Origin of the sequence: Pseudomonas sp. ADAK2 (assembly GCF_012935755.1) — a bacterium.
Classification (GTDB): domain Bacteria; phylum Pseudomonadota; class Gammaproteobacteria; order Pseudomonadales; family Pseudomonadaceae; genus Aquipseudomonas.
Map to the genome: position 1 here is coordinate 2855884 of NZ_CP052862.1, position 21305 is coordinate 2877188.

19 protein-coding genes and 1 riboswitch are annotated in these 21305 nt (G+C 61.2%); of the genes, 16 read left to right on the forward strand and 3 right to left on the reverse strand.

The genetic code is table 11. From position 1 onward, the window contains the following. Positions 1-41: 41 nt before the first annotated feature. The 5 genes from HKK52_RS13295 to HKK52_RS13315 all read left to right on the forward strand — a co-directional run bounded on the left by HKK52_RS13295 (position 42) and on the right by HKK52_RS13315 (position 5472). On the forward strand, positions 42-1334 hold the full coding sequence (locus HKK52_RS13295) for an OprD family porin (RefSeq protein ID WP_169371192.1): 1293 nt from the start codon (positions 42-44) through the stop codon (positions 1332-1334). Between the two features lie 87 nt (positions 1335-1421). Next, complete coding sequence (locus HKK52_RS13300) at positions 1422-2399, forward strand: Bug family tripartite tricarboxylate transporter substrate binding protein (RefSeq protein ID WP_169371193.1); 978 nt, start codon at positions 1422-1424, stop codon at positions 2397-2399. Between the two features lie 59 nt (positions 2400-2458). Next, the gene (locus HKK52_RS13305; RefSeq protein WP_169371194.1) at positions 2459-2917 is read left to right on the forward strand and encodes a tripartite tricarboxylate transporter TctB family protein; all 459 of its coding nucleotides are present in this window, start codon (positions 2459-2461) and stop codon (positions 2915-2917) included. A 1-nt stretch (position 2918) separates the two neighbouring features. Further along, positions 2919-4433: a tripartite tricarboxylate transporter permease gene (locus HKK52_RS13310; RefSeq protein WP_169371195.1), complete on the forward strand. Its 1515-nt coding sequence runs from the start codon at positions 2919-2921 to the stop codon at positions 4431-4433. Then, the gene (locus tag HKK52_RS13315; RefSeq protein WP_169371196.1) at positions 4426-5472 is read left to right on the forward strand and encodes an AbrB family transcriptional regulator; all 1047 of its coding nucleotides are present in this window, start codon (positions 4426-4428) and stop codon (positions 5470-5472) included. Before HKK52_RS13310 ends, HKK52_RS13315 begins: the two co-directional genes overlap by 8 nt. 105 nt (positions 5473-5577) lie before the next feature. Here HKK52_RS13315 and ung read toward each other — a convergent pair whose 3' ends face one another. Beyond that, positions 5578-6273: a uracil-DNA glycosylase gene (gene ung, locus HKK52_RS13320; protein ID WP_169371197.1), complete on the reverse strand. Its 696-nt coding sequence runs from the start codon at positions 6271-6273 to the stop codon at positions 5578-5580. 132 nt (positions 6274-6405) lie between these two features. On the opposite strand from ung, the gene HKK52_RS13325 reads away from it, so the two are divergent. Next, positions 6406-7518, forward strand: coding sequence for an enoyl-CoA hydratase/isomerase family protein (locus HKK52_RS13325; protein ID WP_169371198.1), 1113 nt, complete (start codon positions 6406-6408; stop codon positions 7516-7518). A 64-nt stretch (positions 7519-7582) separates the two neighbouring features. Here HKK52_RS13325 and HKK52_RS13330 read toward each other — a convergent pair whose 3' ends face one another. Together HKK52_RS13330 and HKK52_RS13335 are read right to left on the reverse strand one after the other, a co-directional pair. Next, a complete protein-coding gene (locus HKK52_RS13330; RefSeq protein ID WP_169371199.1) occupies positions 7583-7990 on the reverse strand; it encodes a hypothetical protein in 408 nt (135 codons plus the stop codon). A gap of 197 nt (positions 7991-8187) precedes the next feature. Next, positions 8188-8454 (reverse strand): hypothetical protein, encoded by a 267-nt coding sequence (locus tag HKK52_RS13335; protein ID WP_169371200.1) that lies wholly within the window; start codon positions 8452-8454, stop codon positions 8188-8190. Positions 8455-8728: 274 nt separating this feature from the next. Then, a riboswitch (guanidine-I (ykkC/yxkD leader) is annotated at positions 8729-8829 on the forward strand. Positions 8830-8892: 63 nt separating this feature from the next. Here HKK52_RS13335 and HKK52_RS13340 point away from each other — a divergent pair. The 10 genes from HKK52_RS13340 (at position 8893) to HKK52_RS13385 (ending at position 21267) form a co-directional block, all read left to right on the forward strand. Then, positions 8893-9960: a putative urea ABC transporter substrate-binding protein gene (locus tag HKK52_RS13340; protein ID WP_169371201.1), complete on the forward strand. Its 1068-nt coding sequence runs from the start codon at positions 8893-8895 to the stop codon at positions 9958-9960. 17 nt (positions 9961-9977) lie between these two features. Further along, a complete protein-coding gene (locus HKK52_RS13345; protein WP_169371202.1) occupies positions 9978-10793 on the forward strand; it encodes an ABC transporter permease in 816 nt (271 codons plus the stop codon). Further along, complete coding sequence (locus HKK52_RS13350; RefSeq protein WP_169371203.1) at positions 10790-11578, forward strand: ABC transporter ATP-binding protein; 789 nt, start codon at positions 10790-10792, stop codon at positions 11576-11578. Before HKK52_RS13345 ends, HKK52_RS13350 begins: the two co-directional genes overlap by 4 nt. 12 nt (positions 11579-11590) lie before the next feature. Continuing rightward, positions 11591-12316, forward strand: coding sequence for an urea amidolyase associated protein UAAP1 (locus tag HKK52_RS13355; RefSeq protein WP_169371204.1), 726 nt, complete (start codon positions 11591-11593; stop codon positions 12314-12316). Positions 12317-12327: 11 nt separating this feature from the next. Then, a complete protein-coding gene (locus tag HKK52_RS13360; protein ID WP_169371205.1) occupies positions 12328-12969 on the forward strand; it encodes an urea amidolyase associated protein UAAP2 in 642 nt (213 codons plus the stop codon). A 329-nt stretch (positions 12970-13298) separates the two neighbouring features. Then, on the forward strand, positions 13299-16862 hold the full coding sequence (gene uca / locus HKK52_RS13365) for an urea carboxylase (protein WP_169371206.1): 3564 nt from the start codon (positions 13299-13301) through the stop codon (positions 16860-16862). 24 nt (positions 16863-16886) lie between these two features. Then, positions 16887-18653 (forward strand): allophanate hydrolase, encoded by a 1767-nt coding sequence (gene atzF, locus HKK52_RS13370; protein ID WP_169371207.1) that lies wholly within the window; start codon positions 16887-16889, stop codon positions 18651-18653. A gap of 188 nt (positions 18654-18841) precedes the next feature. Then, positions 18842-20329 carry a sensor domain-containing diguanylate cyclase gene (locus tag HKK52_RS13375; protein WP_169371208.1) on the forward strand — a complete coding sequence of 496 codons (1488 nt, stop codon included), beginning with the start codon at positions 18842-18844 and terminating at the stop codon, positions 20327-20329. Continuing rightward, positions 20322-20540: a cysteine-rich CWC family protein gene (locus tag HKK52_RS13380; protein ID WP_169371209.1), complete on the forward strand. Its 219-nt coding sequence runs from the start codon at positions 20322-20324 to the stop codon at positions 20538-20540. Before HKK52_RS13375 ends, HKK52_RS13380 begins: the two co-directional genes overlap by 8 nt. A gap of 34 nt (positions 20541-20574) precedes the next feature. Beyond that, a complete protein-coding gene (locus HKK52_RS13385; RefSeq protein ID WP_169371210.1) occupies positions 20575-21267 on the forward strand; it encodes a pseudouridine synthase in 693 nt (230 codons plus the stop codon). Positions 21268-21305 lie beyond the last annotated feature (38 nt).

Here is a 21305-nt window from a genome sequence, read left to right on the forward strand (position 1 = left end):
AAGCGTTTTCGCCAATAAGAACAATAACGGAGTACTTCACGATGCTGTCCATGCAGCCTCAGGCTCGCCCGCCTGTTCGTTTTTCCCGCCTCAGCCAGACCGCCCTTGCCAGTGCCGCCGCCTTCGCCGGCTTTTCGCCGTTGAGCCAGGCTGCTTTCTTCGAAGACAGTACGGCAACCCTCGAAACCCGCAACATGTATTTCAACCGCGACTTTCGCGACGGCACCAGCGCCCAGCAATCCAAGCGTGACGAATGGGCCCAGGGCTTTCTGCTCAATCTGCAATCGGGTTACACCGACGGCACCGTGGGGTTCGGTGTCGATGCGCTGGGCATGCTGGGGGTCAAGCTCGATTCGAGCCCCGACCGCACCGGCACCGGCCTGTTGCCGACTCATGATGACGGTCGCGCCGCCGACGAGTACTCCAAACTGGGCCTGACCGGCAAAGTGAAAATCTCCGCTACCGAACTGAAAATCGGCAGCCTGATTCCGGAACTGCCGATCCTCAAGCCCAACGACGGACGCATCCTGCCGCAGACCTTTGAAGGCGGATTGCTGACCTCCAAAGAGATCAAGAATCTGACGTTCACCGGTGGCCGCCTGGAGAAAGCCAAGGACCGCGACAGCACCGATTTCGAGGACATTGCCCTCAACAACAAGAACAGCCGCTTTGCCGGCACGGCCGCCGGCAAGCACTTCGACTTTGGCGGCGTGGACTACAAGTTCACCGACAAAATCACCGGCAGCTACCACTTCGCGCAACTCGACGAAGTCTATAACCAGCACTTCCTCGGCGTCGTTGCCTCGCAGCCATTCGGCCCGGGCACGTTCGGCACCGACCTGCGACTGGCCATCAGTGACGACCAGGGCGCGGCCCGGGGCGGCAAGATCGACAACAAATCCCTCAACGGCCTGGTGAGTTATGCCTTGAGCGGGCATAAATTCAGCGCCGGTTACCAGCACATGTCCGGCGACAGTGCGTTCCCGTATGTCGATGGCGCCGACCCATACCTGGTCAACTTCGTGCAGATCAACGACTTTGCCGGCGCCGAAGAACATTCCTGGCAAGCGCGCTACGACTATGACTTCGCCAAACTCGGCATCCCCGGCCTGAGTTTCATGAGCCGTTACCTGAGCGGTGACAACATCAAGCTCAAGAACGGTGACGAAGGCAAGGAGTGGGAGCGCAACACCGAGATCAAATATGTTGTACAAAGCGGCGCGCTCAAGGACGTCGCCGTACGCCTGCGTAACGCCACTTATCGTTCCAACTACTCCGCTCGCGATGCCGATGAAGTGCGTCTGCTGGTGAGCTATAGCGTTGCACTTTGGTAATTGATTGATACGCCGAAGGCTTTAAAGATCGCAGCCTTCGGCAACTCCTACACATATCCATACAATAAGAAATCCGTGGAGAACCCAATGAAATTGTCACTGCGTAAGTTTGCTCTCACCGCCAGCGCCCTGCTGTTCGCCGGCCAATTGATGGCCGAGCCCAAGCGCCCGGAATGCATCGCCCCGGCCTCCCCCGGCGGCGGTTTCGACCTGACCTGCAAACTGGCGCAAAGCGCGCTGGTGAACGAAAAACTGCTGACCAAACCGATGCGCGTCACCTACATGCCCGGCGGTGTCGGCGCGGTGGCCTACAACGCGGTGGTCGCCCAGCGCCCGGCCGATGCCGGCACGCTGGTGGCGTGGTCCAGCGGCTCGTTGCTGAACCTGGCCCAGGGCAAGTTCGGCCGTTTCGATGAAACCAACGTGCGTTGGCTGGCGGCGGTCGGCACCAGCTACGGCGCCATCGCGGTGAAAAACGATTCGCCCTACAAGACCCTCGACGATCTCGTTCAGGCGCTGAAGAAAGATCCAAGCAAAGTGGTAATCGGTTCCGGAGGGACCGTCGGCAGCCAGGACTGGATGCAGACCGCGCTGATCGCCAAGGCCGCCGGGATCAACCCGCGTGATCTGCGTTACGTCGCCCTCGAAGGCGGCGGTGAAATCGCTACCGCCCTGCTCGGCGGCCACATCCAGGTCGGCAGCACCGACATCTCCGACTCCATGCCGCATATCCAGAGCGGTGACATGCGCCTATTGGCGGTGTTCTCCGACAAACGCCTGGACGAGCCGGAAATGAAGGACATCCCGACGGCCAAGGAGCAAGGCTACGACATCGTCTGGCCAGTGGTTCGCGGTTTCTACCTCGGGCCGAAGGTCAGCGACGAAGACTACGCCTGGTGGAAAGACGCCTTCGACAAACTGCTGGCTTCCGAGGATTTCGCCAAGCTGCGCGATCAACGTGAACTGTTCCCGTTCGCCATGACCGGCCAGGAACTGGACACCTACGTGAAGAAGCAAGTCGCGGACTACAAAGTGCTGGCCAAAGAGTTCGGCCTGATCCAGTGATCGTCTCTGTCTAGCGGCTGCGGCCCCCACTCCTGCGGGCCGCGGCACAGGAGTTTCCCATGCTCTTACAACGCATTTTTGCTTCGGTGCTGCTGGCGCTCTGCGTCGGTCTGGCGCTGATGGCATGGCCGTATCAAGCGGCTTTTTCCTATGAACCCGTAGGACCTCGGGCCTTTCCGCTGTTGATGCTAGGCCTGATGGGCCTCGGTTTGCTGTACATGCTGTTTCGCCCGACGCCCATCGTGCACAGCGAAGACGACCCGAAACTCGACCGCGAAACCCTGAACAAGATCGGCATCTGCATCGTTTTGCTGCTGATCTTCGCCGGGCTGTTCGAACCGCTGGGCTTCATTCTCAGCAGCATCCTGATCGGCATCCCGATGGCGCGCCTGTACGGCGGGCGCTGGCTGCCCAGCATTGTCGTCACCACGCTGATGAGCGTCGGCCTCTACCTGCTGTTCGACAAGTTGATGGACGTGCCACTGCCCCTGGGCCTGCTCGACGTTCTGGAGAACTGATATGGATACTTTTGGCTATTTGGGCCAGGGTTTCGGCGTCGCGCTGAGCCCGTACAACCTGGTGACCGCGCTCTGCGGCACCTTGATCGGCACCGTGGTCGGGCTGTTGCCAGGCCTGGGCCCGATCAACGGCGTGGCGCTGCTGATCCCGATTGCGTTCGCCCTGGGCTTGCCGCCGGAATCGGCGCTGATCTTGTTGGCGGCGGTGTACCTGGGTTGCGAATACGGCGGCCGGATCAGCTCGATCCTGCTGAACATTCCCGGCGAAGCTTCCACTGTGATGACCACCCTCGACGGTTACCCGATGGCCCGCAAAGGCCTGGCCGGTGTGGCATTGTCGCTGTCGGCGTGGAGTTCGTTCATCGGCGCGTTTATCGCTACCTGCGGCATGGTGCTGTTCGCCCCGCTGCTGGCGAAATGGGCGATTGCCTTCGGCCCGGCGGAATACTTCGTGTTGATGGTGTTTGCGATTGTCTGCCTTGGCGGCATGGCCGGTGATCGTCCGCTGAAGACCTTTATTGCGGCGCTGATCGGCCTGTTTCTGTCCAGCGTCGGCATTGATGCCAACAGCGGCGTGTACCGTTTCACCGGGGACAACATCCATTTGACCGACGGCATTCAGTTCGTCGTGTTGGTGCTGGGCCTGTTTTCCATCAGCGAAATTCTCCTGCTGCTGGAAAAAACCCATCGCGGCCAGGAAGCGGTGAAAGCCACCGGGCGGATGATGTTCAACTTCAAGGAAGCGTCGTCGGTGTTCGTGGTGAACATCCGTTGCGGCCTGCTCGGTTTCATCATGGGCGTGTTGCCGGGTGCCGGCGCGACGCTGGCCAGCGCCGTGGCTTACATGACCGAGAAGCGCATCGCCGGGGCCAAGGGCACGTTCGGCCAGGGCGACATGCGCGGCCTCGCCGCACCGGAAACCGCCATCGGCGCTTCGGCCTGTGGCGCACTGGTACCGATGCTGACCCTCGGCGTTCCGGGTTCGGGCACCACGGCGGTGATGATCGGCGCGCTGTCGCTGTACAACATCACCCCCGGCCCGCTGTTGTTCCAACAGCAACCGGATATCGTCTGGGGCCTGATCGCTTCGTTATTCGTCGCCAACATCATGTTGGTGATCCTCAACATCCCGATGATCCGCATCTTCACCCGCATCCTCGCCGTGCCGAACTGGGCGCTGGTGCCGGTGATTGCGATCATTACCGGGATCGGCGTCTACGCGGTGCACGCGACCACCTTCGACCTGTTCCTGATGGTTGGCATCGGTATCTTCGGTTACATCCTGCGCAAACTGGATTTCCCATTGTCGCCGGTGTTGCTGGGCTTCATCCTTGGCGGCTTGATGGAGCAGAACCTGCGTCGCGCCCTGTCGATTTCCAACGGTGCGTTGGAAATCCTCTGGTCGAGCCCGATCACCTTTGGTGTCTGGGTGCTGACGGCAATCATGCTGCTGATGCCGATCCTGCGGATCTGGCGTAAACGTTCGGTTGCTCGTCGCGCTATCGCCGATGTCTGATCGAACACCTTTCAAAGCGTGGTGGGGAACGCCGCTGGTCGGCCTGCTGGGCGGATACCTCGCCAGCCAGGTCGGCTGGCCGTTGCCGTGGATGGTCGGCTCGTTGCTGGCGATCATCCTGGTGCGCTGCCTCACGCCGTGGCAATTGGCGGAAATCCCTGGCGGGCGCAAGTGCGGCCAGTGGATCGTCGGCATCGGTATCGGCCTGCACTTCACCCCGGTGGTGATGGAGCAGGTGTTGAGCCACTTCGGTTTGATCTTCTTCGGCGCATTGGTCACCAGCCTGTCCAGTGTGGTCGGGGTCTGGTTGATGCGGCGTACCGGGGAGGATCGCGCGACGGCATTCTTTTCCAGCATGCCGGGTGGTTCAGGGGAGATGGTCAACCTTGGCGCGCGCAATGGCGCGGTACTCAGCCGCGTCGCGGCGGGGCAGAGTTTGCGGGTGTTGGTGGTGGTGCTGTGTGTGCCGGCGGCGTTCAAGTATTTGCTGGGGGACGGTACGCCGATCGGTCATGCCACCGTTGTCGATTGGCGCTGGCTGGCAATTCTGTTTCCGGCGGGCGCCTTGCTCGCCTGGGGCTGGCAGCGGTTGCGTCAACCCAATCCATGGCTGTTCGGGCCGTTGCTGGTCAGTGCTGCGGTGAGTATTGGCTGGGATCTGCACATCGGTTTGCCCAACGGTGGCAGCCAGATCGGGCAGTGGCTGATCGGCAGCGGATTGGGGTGTCACTTCAATCGGCAGTTTTTCCGGCGGGCGCCGTCCTTTATGGGGCGGACGCTGATCGGCACGGTGCTGACCATGTTGATCGCCACGGCGGCGGCCTTGGGGTTGAGCGCGTTAACCCATCTGGATTTGCGTTCACTGACGCTGGGCATGATGCCCGGCGGAATTGCCGAGATGAGCTTGACGGCGGAGACCCTGCAATTGTCGGTGCCGCTGGTAACGGCGATGCAGGTGATGCGCTTGTTGTTCGTGTTGTTTTTGGCGGAACCGTTGTTCAAGTATTGGAATCGAGTGCCGGATTCCCCCCTACCCTGATCGTTCCCACGCTCTGCGTGGGAATGCAGCCCGGGACGCTCCGCGTCCCAAAGCGGACGCGGAGCGTCCATTGAGGCATTCCCACGCAGAGCGTGGGAACGATCATTACGCGAGTGGCGGCAACCGCCACTCAATCGGCGTCTCGCCATTCTGTTCCAGAAACTTGTTGGTCCGGCTGAAGTGCCCACACCCGAGAAAGCCACGATAAGCGGACAACGGCGACGGATGCACCGAGGTCAGCACCAGGTGCTTGGTGGCGTCGATCAGCTTCTGCTTGCTCTGCGCATGGGCGCCCCACAGCATGAACACCAGGTGCGGCTGATGTGCGCTGACCACTTCAATGATCCGATCGGTGAAATACTGCCAGCCCTTGTCCTTGTGCGCATTGGCATTGGCGCGCTCGACGGTCATGGTGGTGTTGATCATCAGCACGCCCTGGTCGGCCCAGCTTTGCAGGCAGCCGTGGCTCGGGATGTCGATGTTCAGGTCACGCTTCAACTCTTTATAGATGTTCACCAGCGACGGCGGCGCCGGCACGCCCGGTTGCACCGAGAAGCACAGGCCGTGGGCCTGACCCGGGCCGTGATACGGGTCCTGGCCGAGGATGACGACTTTGACCTTGTCCAGCGGCGTCGAGTTGAGCGCGTTGAAGATCATCGGGCCTGGCGGATAGATCTCCTTGCCCGCCGCGCGCTCCTGTTGCAGGAATGAGCGCAACTCTGTCATGTAGGGCTGGTCGAACTCAGCACGCAGTGCCTCCTTCCAGCTCGGTTCGAGTTTGATACGGTCGTCAGCAGTCATGGTCATACCCGGCAAAAACAATGGGGCGAACCCTAGGAAAGCTGGGCAGGCTTGTCAATTGATCTGACGCAGATCCGGCACTTTCCTGCAATGCGATCATACTGAACGCTCAAATTCCCGATCGAGGTCACGATGAATCTGCACTTCGAAGAACTCACCGGCACCGATGGCGCGCGCATCGGCATCGCCAGCCTGGATGCCGAAAAGTCACTGAACGCCCTCTCCTTGCCGATGATCAATGCCCTGCGCGATCAACTGGACGCCTGGGCCAAGGATCCGCAAATCGTCTGCGTATTGCTGCGCGGTAACGGCGCCAAGGCCTTCTGCGCCGGCGGCGAAGTGCGCAGCCTGGTCGAAGCTTGTCGCAACCATCCCGGCGAAGTGCCGCCCCTGGCCGCGCAATTCTTCGCCGCGGAATATCGCCTGGACTTCAAGCTGCACACTTATCCCAAACCGCTGATCTGCTGGGGCCACGGCTACGTACTCGGTGGCGGCATGGGTTTGCTGCAAGGCGCAAGTATCCGCATTGTCACGCCGAGCAGTCGATTGGCGATGCCGGAAATAAGCATCGGCTTGTACCCCGATGTCGGCGCCAGTTGGTTCCTGTCGCGGATGCCCGGCAAGCTCGGGTTGTTTCTCGGCTTGACCGGCGCGCACATGAATGCCCGTGATGCGATTGATCTGGATCTAGCGGACCGCTTCCTGCTCGACGAACAACAGGAAGAACTGGTCGAGGGCTTGTTGCAATTGAACTGGCAGGAACAAACCTCGATGCAGCTCAACAGCCTGCTCAAGGCGTTGCAGCAGGAAGCTGTCGCACAGATGCCCGAGGCACAATGGCTGCCGCGCCGTCAGCAGATCGACGAACTGCTGGATGTCAGCGATGTGCGCTGCGCCTGGAAGGCCATCAGCCATCTGCGCGATTCCACCGATCCGCTGCTCAGCCGTGCCGCGAAAACCATGACTGAGGGCTCTCCCGTGACCGCTCATCTGGTCTGGGAGCAAATCATCCGGGCCCGGCATCTGTCGCTGGCAGAAGTCTTTCAGATGGAATACACCCTGAGCCTCAACTGCTGCCGTCACCCGGAATTCAGCGAAGGGGTACGGGCGCGGTTGATCGACAAGGACCAGAAGCCGCACTGGCACTGGCCGGACATCAATAATGTGCCGGATGCGGTGGTGGAAGCGCATTTTCATAAGGTCTGGGAAGGTCGGCATCCGCTGGCGGATTTGTCGGATTACTGAAATCCGGGCACAAAAAAAGCGGCGCTTGATGCGCCGCTTTTTTGTAGCTGGCTGTTGTGAAAAATCAGCGGTGGTTGCCCCGACCACCGCGACCGTCATGATCGCCACGCCCGCCTCGGTGGTCGCCTCGACTATGACCACCGCGGTCATTGTTCCAGTTGCCCCGATTGCGGCCATCCCAACCGCCTCGGTCATGGCCTTGCCAGCCACGGTTATGGGACTGGTAGTAGCGCGGCTGCGCCTGGTAATAACGCGGCGCCGAGTAATAACGGGGAGCCGGCTGATAGTAGCGCGGTGCTGGTTGGTAATAGCGTGGCGCCGAGTAGTAGCTGCCACCGCCCGAGTAATAAGCCGGTGCGGGGGACGAGTAGACCTCAGAACTGTAGTAGCTGCCTCCATCTCCGTAGGAATAGGGAACACATGCACCAAGGGAAAAACTCAACACGACCAGCAGAAGAATTCGGCGATACATGGCGGCCTCCTGGACCGCGAGTAGCCACACCAGCGACGCTGGCAGGCGACAGTCAATTGTTGGCGACTGTCGAAAGATCAGACATCGATTTCAGAATCTGGTGCGTTCATGAAACACATTGAAACAAGTCCCCGATGAAAGGTTTTTCATCTTCGCCATAAAAAACGGCGCTTCCTTCAAAGGAAGCGCCGTAGTGATTAATGGCGTCCGTAACGGCCGCCACCGTGGTAATAACCCGGCCCGCGACCGCCGTAATACCCGTGGTTGCCGTAATAGTAGTAGCGATAGCGCCCGTAATACCGGGGGTAGGAATAGCCGTAGTAATAAGGCGAGTAGTAATAACCGGGGTAGTAATACGGCGTTGCGTAAATGTCAGCGGTGCCAGCGTAGTAATAGCAACCGGACAGCCCCAAGCCCAACACCGCGCCCAGCAGTAGTCGACGAAGCAGTTTTTGATAAACCATGGCGGCCTCCTGAAAGACCCGCGACAGCAGTCGGCACAGGCCCGACCCGTACCTGTTTTGACTGTAAAACCGGCAACCCGTGCGCGCAGGCTGAAACCTTCGGATAAGCGGCCCATTGCGGTGCGCCAATGCACCATGACAAGGCAATCACGCGCCCTCCTCCGTCAGTCAATCGGCCTCACCCCACGGCCCAGAGGCTTCGCACCGACTTGGCACGGCTCTCGCTTTAGTAAAAGCGTGCAGGAGTCATCACAGGTTCGCGGCACCACAATTTGCAATGGCTGACTAGGGTTCCGGCTCGCTTAGGCGAGTGGCTGGTCCGAGAGTTGGCGACCTCCAGTTGAGGTTACACGGCGGGACAAAAGCCCGGGAGACAAGCCACCGTTCGCGGTGCCGCGTTGACTCCTGCCCGCCCTTGATCAACTGGAGAACCATCCCATGACCCGACTTCATTTACCCGCCCTGCTCGCCGCCGCTTTCGCCGCCCTCGTCAGCGTCTCGTCCCAAGCCGCGCAGAAAGACCATTTCAGCGTCTGCTGGACCATCTACGCCGGCTGGATGCCTTGGGAATATGCCGGCAGCCAGGGCATCGTCGACAAATGGGCGAAGAAGTACGGCATCAAGATCGATGTGGTGCAGCTCAACGATTACGTGGAATCGATCAATCAATACACCGCCGGCCAGTTCGACGGCTGCACCATGACCAACATGGACGCGCTGACCATTCCGGCGGCCGGTGGCGTCGACAGCACCGCGCTGATCGTCAGCGATTTCTCCAACGGTAACGACGGCATTGTGCTCAAGGGTGAAGGCAAGAAAGTCACCGATCTCAAGGGCATGGACGTCAATCTGGTAGAGCTGTCGGTCTCGCACTATTTGCTGGCTCGGGCCCTGGATTCGGTCGATCTCACCGAGAAAGATCTGAAAGTGGTCAACACCTCCGACGCCGATATCTCGGCCGCTTTCAACACCGATCAGGTCAACGCCGTCACCACCTGGAACCCGATGCTCTCGGACATCAAGGCCAAACCCGGTGTGACCGAGGTCTTCAACTCCAGCCAGATCCCCGGCGAAATCATGGACATGATGGTGGTCAACAGCGCCACCCTCAAAGACAACCCGGCGCTCGGCAAAGCACTGACCGGCGCCTGGTTCGAAGTGGTCGAGCTGATGAACGCGAAAAACGCCGCAAGCAAAGCCGCCCTCGAACACATGGCCAAAGCCTCGGGCACTGACCTGGCCGGTTTCCAGTCGCAACTCGACACCACCAAGCTATTTGCCACTCCGCAGGAAGCGCTGGCGTTTTCCACCAGCAAGCAATTGCCGGAAACCATGCGCAAGGTCGCCGAGTTCTCGTTCCAGCACGGCTTGCTCGGTGAAGGCGCCAAGGACACCAGCGCCGTCGGCATGGCCTTCGCCAATGGCGTGACCAGCGGCGACAAAGGCAACCTCAAGCTGCGCTTCGACCCGAGCTACGTGCAGATGGCTGCCGACGCCAAGTTGTAAGACTGGAGGACCTGGCCATGCGCCTGATCAATCGCCACCCGGATCGCCCGAGTCGCCTGTTGTTGGTGATCCTGCCGTTCGCCCTGGTGCTGTTCGCCTACTTCATGGGCTCGGCCGAGCGGCTGACGGACAACCCCAACGACAAGCTGCTGCCCAGCGCCGTGCAAATGACCGATGCGGTGAAACGCCTGGCCTTTACCGCCGACAGCCGCACCGGCGAATACGTACTTTGGCAAGACAGCGTATCCAGCCTGCGACGGCTGGCCATCGGCCTCGGCATCAGTGCGTTGGCCGGTTTGTGCCTGGGCATGGCGGCCGGCACGTTGCCGTTGTTCGGCGCGCCGTTGTCGCCGCTGCTGACGGTGCTGTCGATGGTACCGCCACTGGCGATCCTGCCGATTCTGTTCATCGTATTCGGCCTGGGGGAATTGTCGAAAGTGATGCTGATCGTGATCGGCATCACCCCGGCGCTGGCCCGTGATCTGGAACAACGCGCCCGGGAAATACCCGTCGAGTTGCTGATCAAGGCCCAGACGTTGGGCGCTTCAACCTGGACCTTGATGCTGCGTGTGGTGCTGCCGCAATTGCTGCCGCGCCTGCTGATCTCGCTGCGGCTGATGCTCGGTTCGGCGTGGTTGTTTTTGATCGCCGCTGAAGCCATCGCCTCCACGGACGGCCTCGGCTATCGGATTTTCCTGGTGCGCCGCTACCTGGCGATGGACGTGATCTTGCCCTACGTGGTCTGGATCACCCTGCTCGCATGGCTGATGGATTGGGGCCTGAAACGCCTGACCCAACGGGCCTTCCCTTGGTATGAAGGAGCCCGCGCATGAGCTTCATCACCGTGAAAAACGTCTGGCAGCAGTACGCCGATCAAGTCGTACTGGAAGGGCTGAACCTGAGCGTCAACGAAGGTGAGTTCTGCACCTTGGTCGGCGCTTCCGGTTGCGGCAAATCGACCTTCCTGCGCCTGCTGCTGGGTCAGGAAAAAGCCAGTCGCGGCGAGATCCAGCTCGACGGCCAGGCATTGGCCGGCGAACCGGATTCAAGCCGTGGCGTGGTGTTCCAGCGCTACTCGGTGTTCCCGCATCTGACGGTGCTGGACAACGTCGCCCTCGGCCTCGAACTGCCGCGCTCGCCGCTGCTCGGGCGTCTGTTCGGCAGCGCGAAAAAGGATGCCCGCGAGCAGGCCTCGGTGTTGCTGCACAAAGTCGGCCTCGGTCACTCGCGGGACAAGTACCCGGCGCAGCTCTCCGGTGGCATGCAACAACGGTTGGCCATCGCCCAGGCGTTGATCATGAAACCCCGCGTATTGCTGCTCGACGAACCGTTCGGCGCCCTCGATCCGGGCATCCGCAAAGACATGCACGTTCTGCTGCTGGAGCTGTGGCGCGAGACGCAACTGACGGTGTTCATGGTCACCCATGACCTGTCGGAAGGGTTCAGCCTCGGCACCCGTTTGCTGGTGTTCGACAAGGTTCGCATCGACCCGCACGCCCCCGGCGCCTATGGCGCGCGCATTACCTACGACATCCCTTTGAACAGCGACCGCCGCGCCCAACGCGCCGCCGTCGATGCCTTGCCGATTGAATGGGCAGGCACGCTTCGCACCGCTTAAGAGGATTTGCACATGACTGATTCGACCCAACTGTTCCCGCCCTTCGCCGAAGAAATGCTCCCCGGCGGCGGCCATCGTTCCTTCGTATTGAAACGCGGGCAACTGCTGCGCCTGACCGACCTGCGCGGCGGTGCCAACGTCAGCCTGACGCTGCTCAACGCCAACGAAAAAACCGAACGCCTGAACCTGCCCGACAGCCTCAAATGCCAACACACCGCCAAGCTCACCGCCGGCCATTGTTTGTACTCGGACATGGGCCGGGTGCTGGCGGCGATCACTGCCGACACCTGCGGCTGGAGCGACAGCCTCGGCGGCGTGCTGTGCGCTGAAGAAGTCGCGGAAAAATACGGCGCCGGGCGCTATCAGGAACTGCGCAACGGCTTCTTCCGCAATGGCACCGACAACCTGTTGGTGGAACTGGGCAAGTGGGGGCTGGGCCTGTCGGATTTGCTGATGACGCTCAATTTATTCAGCCGGGTGAATGTCGATGAGGCCGGGCATTTCCACTTCGTCGAAGGCAACTCCAAGGCCGGCGACTACATCGAGTTGTACGCGCCGATGGACACGTTAGTGGTACTCACCGCCCTGCAACATCCGATGGATCCGTCGCCGGACTACGCACCAAAACCCTTGAAGCTGAGCTGGATGAACGCCGACGCCAGCGTCGCCGAACACTGCCGCACTTCGCGCCCGGAAAACGAGCGCGGCTTTATCAACACCGACCGTTTGTTCGCCTGAGGATCGCTGCCATGTCACTCGCTATCGCCACCACTCAAAAGCAGCCAGAAACCGCGATCTATCGCGCCACCATCCCCGCCGGCGAACCCTGGCTGATGGAGGTCAAGGCCGGCCAGACCCTGCGCATCCTCGACCTCGAAGGCAACCAGGCGGTCGATACCTTGTTCTACAGCGTCGCCAACCCGAAGGAACGCTACGACGTGCAACGCACCTTGCGCCGGCAGAACAGCGTCTACCTGAGCACCGGCAGCGTGCTCTATTCCAACCTCGGCCAACCGATGCTGACCATCGTCGCCGACACCTGCGGGCGCCACGACACCCTCGGCGGCGCCTGCGCCCAGGAGAGCAACACCGTGCGTTATGCGCTGGAGAAACGCTACATGCACAGCTGCCGCGACAACTACCTGCGGGCCTGCGTCCACGACGGGCGACTGGGCAAGGGCGACATCGGACCGAACATCAATTTCTTCATGAACGTGCCGGTCACGGCGGATGGCGGACTGACGTTCGAAGACGGGATTTCGGCGCCGGGCAAGTACGTGGATTTGCGGGCGGAGATGGACGTGATCGTGTTGATCTCCAACTGCCCGCAGTTGAACAACCCATGCAATGCCTATAACCCGACACCTGCGGAGTTATTGGTATGGAACTGACATTGAAGCGGTTGCGTAAATGGCTGTTTGCCCTGTGCCAGGCCCGCTCAGGCCAGTGCCTGGCCAGGCAACGAGGTCCCTTGTAGCAGCTGGCGAAGCCTGCGTTCGAGGGCGAAGCCCTCGCAAATCCGGTTACCTCATTCTGTCAGCACGATCGAGCTGTCTGAATGGGCGACCGCTTCGCGGCCGAACGCAGCCTGGTGGCAGCTGCTACAAAAATGTGCATCAACTTCAGCAGCCCGGGACGGCCCGGGTGTCTTTCGAAAAACTGCGGGACGGCCCGCATCCCAGGTCGAGGCTGATGCGCTATCGCCTCCGGGGGTTTTGCCATGTTCGAAAAAGTCCTGATTGCCAACCGTGGCGCCATCGCCTGCCGCATCCTGCGCACCTTGGGTGAGTTGCAGGTCAAAGGCGTTGCCGTGTACTCCGAAGCCGATGCCGCCAGTTTGCATATCCTGCAAGCCGATGAGGCCCATAGCCTCGGTGAAGGCGCGGCGGCCGGCACCTATCTGGCGGTGGACAAGATCCTCGCCATCGCCCAGGCCACTGGCGCCACGGCGATCCATCCCGGCTACGGTTTTCTCTCGGAAAACGCTGCGTTCGCTGAAGCCTGCGAAGCGGTCGGCATTGCCTTTATCGGCCCGACGCCGGAACAGCTGCGAGTGTTCGGCCTCAAGCACACCGCCCGCGCGTTGGCCAAGCAACACGGCGTGCCGATGCTCGAAGGCACCGAGTTGCTCGACAGCCTCGATGCAGCGTTGATCGCCGGGGAACAGGTCGGCTACCCGGTGATGCTCAAAAGCACCGCCGGCGGTGGCGGCATCGGCATGCGTGTATGCCGTAGCGCTGCCGAGTTGAACGAATCCTTTGAAGCAGTCAAACGCCTCGGTCAGAACAACTTCAGCGACGCTGGAGTATTCATCGAGAAGTACATCCAGCGCGCCCGACACCTGGAAGTGCAGGTGTTTGGCGATGGTCGTGGTGAAGTGATCGCTCTCGGCGTGCGCGACTGCTCGGTGCAGCGGCGCAACCAGAAAGTCCTCGAAGAAACCCCGCCGCCGAACCTGCCCGAGGGCATGGCTGACGAGCTGTGCGCTGCGGCGATCAAACTGGCGAAAGCGGTGAATTACCGCAGCGCCGGGACGGTGGAATTTGTCTTCGACAGTGAAGACCAGCGCTTCTACTTTCTGGAAGTGAATACGCGGTTGCAGGTCGAGCACGGTGTCACCGAACAGGTGTGGGGCGTGGACCTGGTGCGCTGGATGGTCGAACTGGCGGCCGGGGATTTGCCTCCACTGAGCGAGTTGAGCCGGGGCTTGAGTCCAGAAGGCCATGCGATTCAGGCGCGGTTGTATGCCGAGGATCCGGGACGGGATTTCCAACCGAGCCCTGGGCTGCTGACGGCCGTGAACTTCCCCGTCGCTGACGGCAAACACCTGCGTATCGACACGTGGGTCGAGGCCGGATGCGAGATCCCGCCGTACTTCGATCCGATGCTCGCCAAGGTCATCAGTTGGGCGCCGACTCGCGAACAAGCGCTTAAGGACCTGCATCAGGCCTTGGGCGACAGCCTGCTGTACGGCGTCGAAACCAACCGCGATTACCTGCGGCAGATTTTGCTCGATACACCTTTCGCCAGCGGTCAGCCGTGGACGCGGTGTCTGGAAGGCCTGGTGTATCAGGCCAACACCTTTGAAGTGTTGAGCGCCGGGACGCAAACCAGTGTTCAGGACTATCCCGGTCGTCTCGGTTACTGGGCGGTGGGTGTGCCGCCGTCGGGGCCGATGGACAGTCGGGCGTTGCGTCTGGGCAACCGATTGCTGGGCAATGACGAGGGTTTTGCGGCACTGGAAATCACCATGAGCGGGCCGTTGCTGCGCTTCAATTGCGATGCGGTGGTGGCGGTGACCGGGGCGGTAATTGCGCTGACGTTGAATGGTGAAGCGGTGCCGATGAACACCGCATTTTTGATTCCGGCAGGTGCCACATTGAGCCTCGGCACTATCGCCGGGGCGGGCGCCCGCAGCTACCTGTGCCTGCGCGGTGGCCTGCAAGTGCCGGATTATCTGGGCAGCAAAAGCACGTTCACTCTTGGTCAGTTCGGTGGTCATGGTGGGCGGGCGCTGCGGGCCGGGGATGTGTTGCATGTGCCGGCCCTGATGGATCGGAGCGTCGGTGCGCAATTGTCAGAAATCGCCGAGCTGCCTGCTGTGCGCCAGATTCGGGTGATCTACGGCCCTCACGGCGCACCGGAATACTTCACCGAAAACTACATCGACACCTTCTTCGCGACCCAATGGGAAGTACATTTCAACTCCAGCCGCACCGGTGTGCGGCTGATCGGGCCGAAGCCGAAATGGGTGCGGGCCGATGGTGGTGAGGCGGGGCTGCATCCGTCGAATATTCACGACAACCCGTATGCCATTGGCGCGGTGGATTTCACCGGGGATATGCCGGTTATTCTGGGGCCGGACGGCCCGAGCCTCGGCGGATTTGTGTGCCCGGTGACGGTGATCGAGGCGGATCTTTGGCAATTGGGGCAGCTCAAGGCCGGGGATAAGGTGCAGTTTTTGCCGGTGGACCTGCAAACTGCTCGAGCACTGGCCACACAAAACCATTGTGGCGCGTTACCAACGGAAATGGTGTCGCCAGTCGTATTGGATCTTGGTCAGGACGACACAAGACTGGTGGCCAGATTATCGGGCGACACGCATCTGCTTCTGGAGATCGGCGCACCCGAGCTGGACCTGGTCCTGCGCTTCCGCGCCCACGCCCTCATGCAGGCGCTGGAAAGCAAACACCTGCACGGCGTGATCGATCTGACGCCGGGCATTCGCTCCCTGCAAGTGCACTATCAACCCGAGCAGTTACCACTCGCCGATCTGCTCGGCATCGTCGCCGGCGAATGGGACGCCGTGTGCGCCGCCAGGGACTTGCAAGTGCCGTCACGCATCGTCCATCTGCCGCTGTCCTGGGACGACCCGGCGTGCCAATTGGCCATCGAGAAATACATGACCACCGTGCGCAAAGACGCACCGTGGTGCCCGAGCAATCTGGAGTTCATCAGACGCATCAACGACCTGCCGAACCTCGACGAAGTGCAGCGCACGGTGTTCGATGCGAGCTATCTGGTGATGGGCCTCGGCGACGTCTACCTCGGCGCCCCCGTGGCCACCCCGCTCGACCCGCGCCATCGGCTGGTGACCACCAAGTACAACCCGGCGCGTACCTGGACTGCCGAGAATTCGGTGGGCATCGGCGGCGCGTACATGTGCGTGTACGGCATGGAAGGCCCCGGCGGCTATCAGTTTGTCGGGCGGACGTTGCAGATGTGGAATCGCTATCGCGAAGTGGCGGCGTTCGACGGCAAACCGTGGCTGCTAAGGTTCTTTGATCAGATTCGTTTTTACCCGGTGAGCGCCGATGAGCTGCTGCGGATTCGCCGGGATTTCCCCCTCGGGCGCTTCGAGCTGAACATCGAGCACAGCCAGTTGAACCTGGCGGATTACCAGGGGTTTCTGGCGCAAGAAGCCGAGAGCATCGCCGCGTTTCGCGATCAGCAAAAAGGCGCGTTCAACGCCGAACGCGAACGCTGGATCGCCAGTGGCCAGGCGCATTTCGACAGTGAAGAATTGATCCCGCAAGCGACCGAAGACGCGCCGCTGGCCGCCGGTCAGCAGAGCGTCGACAGCCACATCGCCGGCAACCTTTGGCAGGTTCAGGTGGAGGTCGGCAGCCGTGTGGCCGCCGGGGATACGCTGGTGATTCTGGAGTCGATGAAGATGGAAATCCCGCTGCTGGCGCCGATGGCCGGAGTGGTGCGCCAGATACTCGTGCAACCGGGCTCGGCGGTGCGTGCCGGGCAGCGGGTCGTGGTGCTGGACCTCGACTGAACTCATTTTGAAAAGGATCGAATCATGAATTTCAATCTGCAACTCGATGCCCTGCGCAGCGCTTATCGCGACGGTCAGACCACGCCTCGGCAACTGCTGCTCGGCCTGCGGGACAAAGCGGCGGCGCTGAATCCGGATTATCACCTGTTCATCCATTTGCTCAGTGTCGAAGAACTGGAGCCGTACCTCGCCGCCCTCGACGAGAGCGATCTCGACAGCCTGCCGCTGTACGGTGTGCCGTTCGCAATCAAGGACAACATCGACCTGGCAGGCATTCCGACCACGGCGGCGTGCCCGGCCTTTGCCTATGTGCCGGAACACTCGGCAACCATCGTCGAGCAGTTGCTGGCGCTGGGGGCGATTCCGTTGGGCAAGACCAATCTCGACCAGTTCGCCACCGGGCTCAATGGCAGTCGCTCGCCTTATGGCGCGTGCCCGAACAGCGTGTTGCCGGAGTATCCGTCGGGTGGTTCCAGCGCGGGATCTTCGTTGGCGGTGGCGTTGGGGGTGGCGAGTTTTGCCCTGGGGACGGACACGGCAGGTTCCGGTCGGGTGCCAGCGGCGCTGAATAATCTGGTGGGATTGAAAGCTACCAAAGGATTGATTTCTACGGGCGGCGTGGTGCCGGCGTGTCGTACGCTCGATTGCGTCACGACCTTCACCGCCACGGCTCGCGAGGCCAGTCAGTTGCTGGCGCTGACGGCGCGCCTCGATCCACGGGATGCCTACAGTCGCAGCAATCCGTCGTGGAATGACGGCTCGGCGTTCGGTGCGCCGCGCCCGTTTCGCTTTGGCGTTCCCCGTGCGCAAGACCTGGCGTTTTTTGGATGCCCTGAAGGCCCGTTGCTGTTTGGCGATGCCATCGACCAGCTCAAAACCATGGGCGGTGAAGCAGTGGAGCTGGACCTATCGCCTTTCCTCGAAGCGGCACAGCTACTTTATGAAGGACCGTGGGTCGCCGAGCGCTACAGCGTGGCCGGCGAGTTGATGGAACAAAATCCTGAAGCGGTGTTGCCGGTGATCCGCGCGGTACTGGCCAAGGCCCCGGCGGTGACGGGCGTGCAGACCTTCCGCGCGCAGTATCGACTGCAAACCTTGAAGGCCCTGTGCGACCAGGCGCTGGAAGGTCTCGATTGCGTGCTCACACCGACCATCGGCCGTCCCGTGACCTTGGCAGAGTTGGCAGCGGAACCGGTGCTGCGCAATTCCGAATTGGGCTATTACACCAACTTCATGAACCTGCTCGACTACGCCGCCGTCGCCGTGCCCAGCGGTTTTATGGGCAACGGTTTGCCATGGGGCGTGACGCTGTTTGGCCGGGCGTTTACTGATCAGTATCTGTTGAGCGTGGCGGATGCTTTTCAACGTCAACAAGGTTCGCCTGCGCCAGCGACGGTTGCCCGCAATGATCGCGCACGATTGGTGGTGTGTGGCGCACATCTGGAGGGGCTGGCATTGAACTGGCAATTGAAGCAGCGCGGGGCTCGGTTGGTGGAGACGACGCTCAGTTCGCCGGATTATCAACTGTATGCGTTGGCCGGTGGTCCGCCGTTTCGTCCGGGGATGGTGCGGGTGAAGGACGGGGGCGTGGCGATTGCGGTGGAAGTTTGGGAATTGCCGAGCAGTGAGTTGGGGTCGTTTCTGACCGGGATTCCGGCGCCGTTGGGGTTGGGCAAGGTACAGCTGGCGGATGGGCGCTGGGAGAGTGGGTTTATTTGTGAGGGCTATGGGCTGGAGGGGGCGGTTAATATCAGCCATCTAGGCGGCTGGCGTGCTTACCTCGCTAAATGATCGTTCCCACGCTCCGCGTGGGAATGCCGCCCGGGACGCTCCGCGTCCCTTCGCAAGCGTGACGCAGAGCGCCACTGGATGCATTCCCACGCGGAGCGTGGGAACGATCACCCCGCGTAAATGCAGCGGTTATTTCCGCCCGAGGCCACTAGAATGCATGCCATCGGGTCACTGCCAACGGAACCACCATGCCGCTTCGCTCGCCGCTGTATTCCCAACGTTCGTTGGTGCTCACGCTGATCGCGTTGCTCGGTGCCGGGTTCCTCGCCACCTCCTTTCTCAGTTACTACGCCTCGCGAGCGTCGATCCGCGACAACATCGTCAACACCGAGCTGCCGCTGACGTCCGACACGGTTTATTCGGAAATCCAGAAAGACCTGGTCCGACCGATCCTGATTTCCTCGATGATGTCCCGCGACACCTTCATGCGCGATTGGGTGGTCAACGGCGAGCACGATCCCGACCAGATGACCCGCTACCTCAACGAGGTCATGACCCACTACGGCGCCTACACCGCGTTCTTCGTCTCCAACAGCAGCCTGACCTACTACCACGCCAAAGGCGTGCTCAAGCAGATCAAGGTCGACGAACCGCGGGACGCCTGGTACTTCCGCGTTCGCGACATGAAAGAGCCCTACGAAATCAACGTCGACCCGGACCTGGCCAACAAGGACAACCTGACGTTCTTCATCAATTACAAAGTCTACGACTACAACAAACGCTTCATCGGCGCGGCGGGCGTCGGCCTGACGGTGGATGCGGTGATCAAGCTGATCGACAAGTATCAACAGCGTTATCAACGCAGCGTGTACTTCGTCGACACCTTCGGCCGACTGGTGCTCACTGGCGCCGAGGGCGGCCCCGACGGCGCGCGGGTCGGTCAAAGCCTCGGCGAACTCGACAGCATGAAAGGCCTGGTCAGCCAGTTGCCCAAACCCCACAGCGGCAGCTACGAATATTCCGTCCACGGTCAGGGCCATTTCCTCAACGTGCGGTTCATTCCCGAGCTGAACTGGTACCTGTTCGTCGACAAGCGCGAAGACGGCGCCCTCAGTGAAATCCGTGAGTCGCTGTACCTCAACCTACTGATCTGTCTGCTGGTCACGTTGATTGTGCTGGCCCTGCTCAACCGCGTGATCAAGCGCTATCAGAGTAAGATCCAGGCCCAGGCCACCCTCGACAGCCTGACCGAACTGCCCAACCGCCGCGGCTTCGACCTGCTGGCGGCACAAGCGATGCACGAAGCCCAGCGCGAACCGAAACCGCTGACCGCATTGTTGCTGGACCTGGACCACTTCAAGGTCTTGAACGACACCTACGGCCACCTCGCCGGCGATCAGGTGCTGATCGGCTTCGCCCGGGATTTGGAAAGTTGTCTGCGCCATTCCGACATCGTCTGCCGTTGGGGCGGTGAGGAATTTATCGTGCTGCTCAAGGACACCGACGGTGAGACCGGTCAGAAAATCGCCGAGAAAATTCGCCAGCATGTGGAAAAACAGCGTTATGCCTACAACGGCAAGGACCTGCAACTGACCGTCAGCATTGGCCTGACCACCCTGCAACCAGATGAAACCTTGCATACATTGCTGTCCCGGGCCGATCATGCGATGTACCGGGCTAAACAAGCCGGTCGCAACCGCACCTGCGTGGAAATGCCTCACTCCGTTTATGAATAAGCCCCAACTATGTCCAGCCTGCGGCGCCCCCAACGACTGCAGCCTGGCCGACCCGCGAACCGCCGACCGCGCCTGCTGGTGCTACGGCGTCAGCATCGACCCGGCGGTCCTCGAAGCACTGCCGGCCGAACTGCGCGACCTCTCCTGCCTGTGCCCGCGTTGCGCGCAAGTCGAGGCGCAGCTGCAAGCAGCCGCTCGGCCGATCACGTAAGATGCGCGGCCCTTTTCCGTCCGACGTTTAACTCATGCGTGTAGACCGTTTCCTGAGCAACCTGCCGCGCTTCAACCGTAAGCAGGTGCGTCTGTTGCTGGTGGAAAAACGCGTGCGCATCGACGGAAAAGTCGTCAGCGATCCGCACAGCGAAGTGCTGGAATTCAGCCGTGTCGAAGTCGATGACGAGGTGCTGCAAGTCGGCAAACCTGCGCGCTACTTCATGCTGAACAAACCGCCCGGCTGCGTCAGCGCCACTCGCGATCCGCAACATCCGACCGTGCTCGACCTGATCCACGAGCCGGACAAGGACGACCTGCACATCGCCGGACGCCTGGACTTCAACACCACCGGCCTGATGATCATCACCAACGACGGCAGCTGGTCGCGACGCCTGACCCAACCGCAGACCAAACTGCCCAAGGTGTATTACGTCGAGACCGAACAGGAGATCGGCCCGGAGTATGCAGTCACCTTCAACGAAGGGCTGTACTTCGCTTTCGAAGACCTGACGACTCAGCCCGCCGAGCTGCTGCTGCTCGGGGCGAAGTCGGCGCGGCTGAGCATTGTCGAAGGCCGGTATCACCAGGTGAAGCGCATGTTCGGCCATTTCGACAACAAGGTGCTGCGCCTGCACCGCGAAAGCATGGGCCCGCTGCGACTCGATAACGCGCTAAAACCGGGCGAGTACCGCGCCTTGCGCACCGAAGAGATTCAATTGATCTAAGCAGGCGACCGCTCAGCAGAAGTTGTCGAACAATTTAC

Coding starts and splice junctions, on each gene's coding strand:
- HKK52_RS13350 (WP_169371203.1), top strand. CDS start 10,790: ATGAGCTTCATCACCGTGAAAAACGTCTGGCAGCAGTACGCCGATCAA.
- uca (WP_169371206.1), top strand. CDS start 13,299: ATGTTCGAAAAAGTCCTGATTGCCAACCGTGGCGCCATCGCCTGCCGC.
- HKK52_RS13315 (WP_169371196.1), top strand. CDS start 4,426: ATGTCTGATCGAACACCTTTCAAAGCGTGGTGGGGAACGCCGCTGGTC.
- HKK52_RS13360 (WP_169371205.1), top strand. CDS start 12,328: ATGTCACTCGCTATCGCCACCACTCAAAAGCAGCCAGAAACCGCGATC.
- HKK52_RS13345 (WP_169371202.1), top strand. CDS start 9,978: ATGCGCCTGATCAATCGCCACCCGGATCGCCCGAGTCGCCTGTTGTTG.
- HKK52_RS13380 (WP_169371209.1), top strand. CDS start 20,322: ATGAATAAGCCCCAACTATGTCCAGCCTGCGGCGCCCCCAACGACTGC.
- ung (WP_169371197.1), bottom strand. CDS start 6,273: ATGACTGCTGACGACCGTATCAAACTCGAACCGAGCTGGAAGGAGGCA.
- HKK52_RS13340 (WP_169371201.1), top strand. CDS start 8,893: ATGACCCGACTTCATTTACCCGCCCTGCTCGCCGCCGCTTTCGCCGCC.
- atzF (WP_169371207.1), top strand. CDS start 16,887: ATGAATTTCAATCTGCAACTCGATGCCCTGCGCAGCGCTTATCGCGAC.
- HKK52_RS13335 (WP_169371200.1), bottom strand. CDS start 8,454: ATGGTTTATCAAAAACTGCTTCGTCGACTACTGCTGGGCGCGGTGTTG.
- HKK52_RS13300 (WP_169371193.1), top strand. CDS start 1,422: ATGAAATTGTCACTGCGTAAGTTTGCTCTCACCGCCAGCGCCCTGCTG.
- HKK52_RS13295 (WP_169371192.1), top strand. CDS start 42: ATGCTGTCCATGCAGCCTCAGGCTCGCCCGCCTGTTCGTTTTTCCCGC.
- HKK52_RS13385 (WP_169371210.1), top strand. CDS start 20,575: ATGCGTGTAGACCGTTTCCTGAGCAACCTGCCGCGCTTCAACCGTAAG.
- HKK52_RS13375 (WP_169371208.1), top strand. CDS start 18,842: ATGCCGCTTCGCTCGCCGCTGTATTCCCAACGTTCGTTGGTGCTCACG.
- HKK52_RS13325 (WP_169371198.1), top strand. CDS start 6,406: ATGAATCTGCACTTCGAAGAACTCACCGGCACCGATGGCGCGCGCATC.
- HKK52_RS13355 (WP_169371204.1), top strand. CDS start 11,591: ATGACTGATTCGACCCAACTGTTCCCGCCCTTCGCCGAAGAAATGCTC.
- HKK52_RS13330 (WP_169371199.1), bottom strand. CDS start 7,990: ATGTATCGCCGAATTCTTCTGCTGGTCGTGTTGAGTTTTTCCCTTGGT.
- HKK52_RS13305 (WP_169371194.1), top strand. CDS start 2,459: ATGCTCTTACAACGCATTTTTGCTTCGGTGCTGCTGGCGCTCTGCGTC.
- HKK52_RS13310 (WP_169371195.1), top strand. CDS start 2,919: ATGGATACTTTTGGCTATTTGGGCCAGGGTTTCGGCGTCGCGCTGAGC.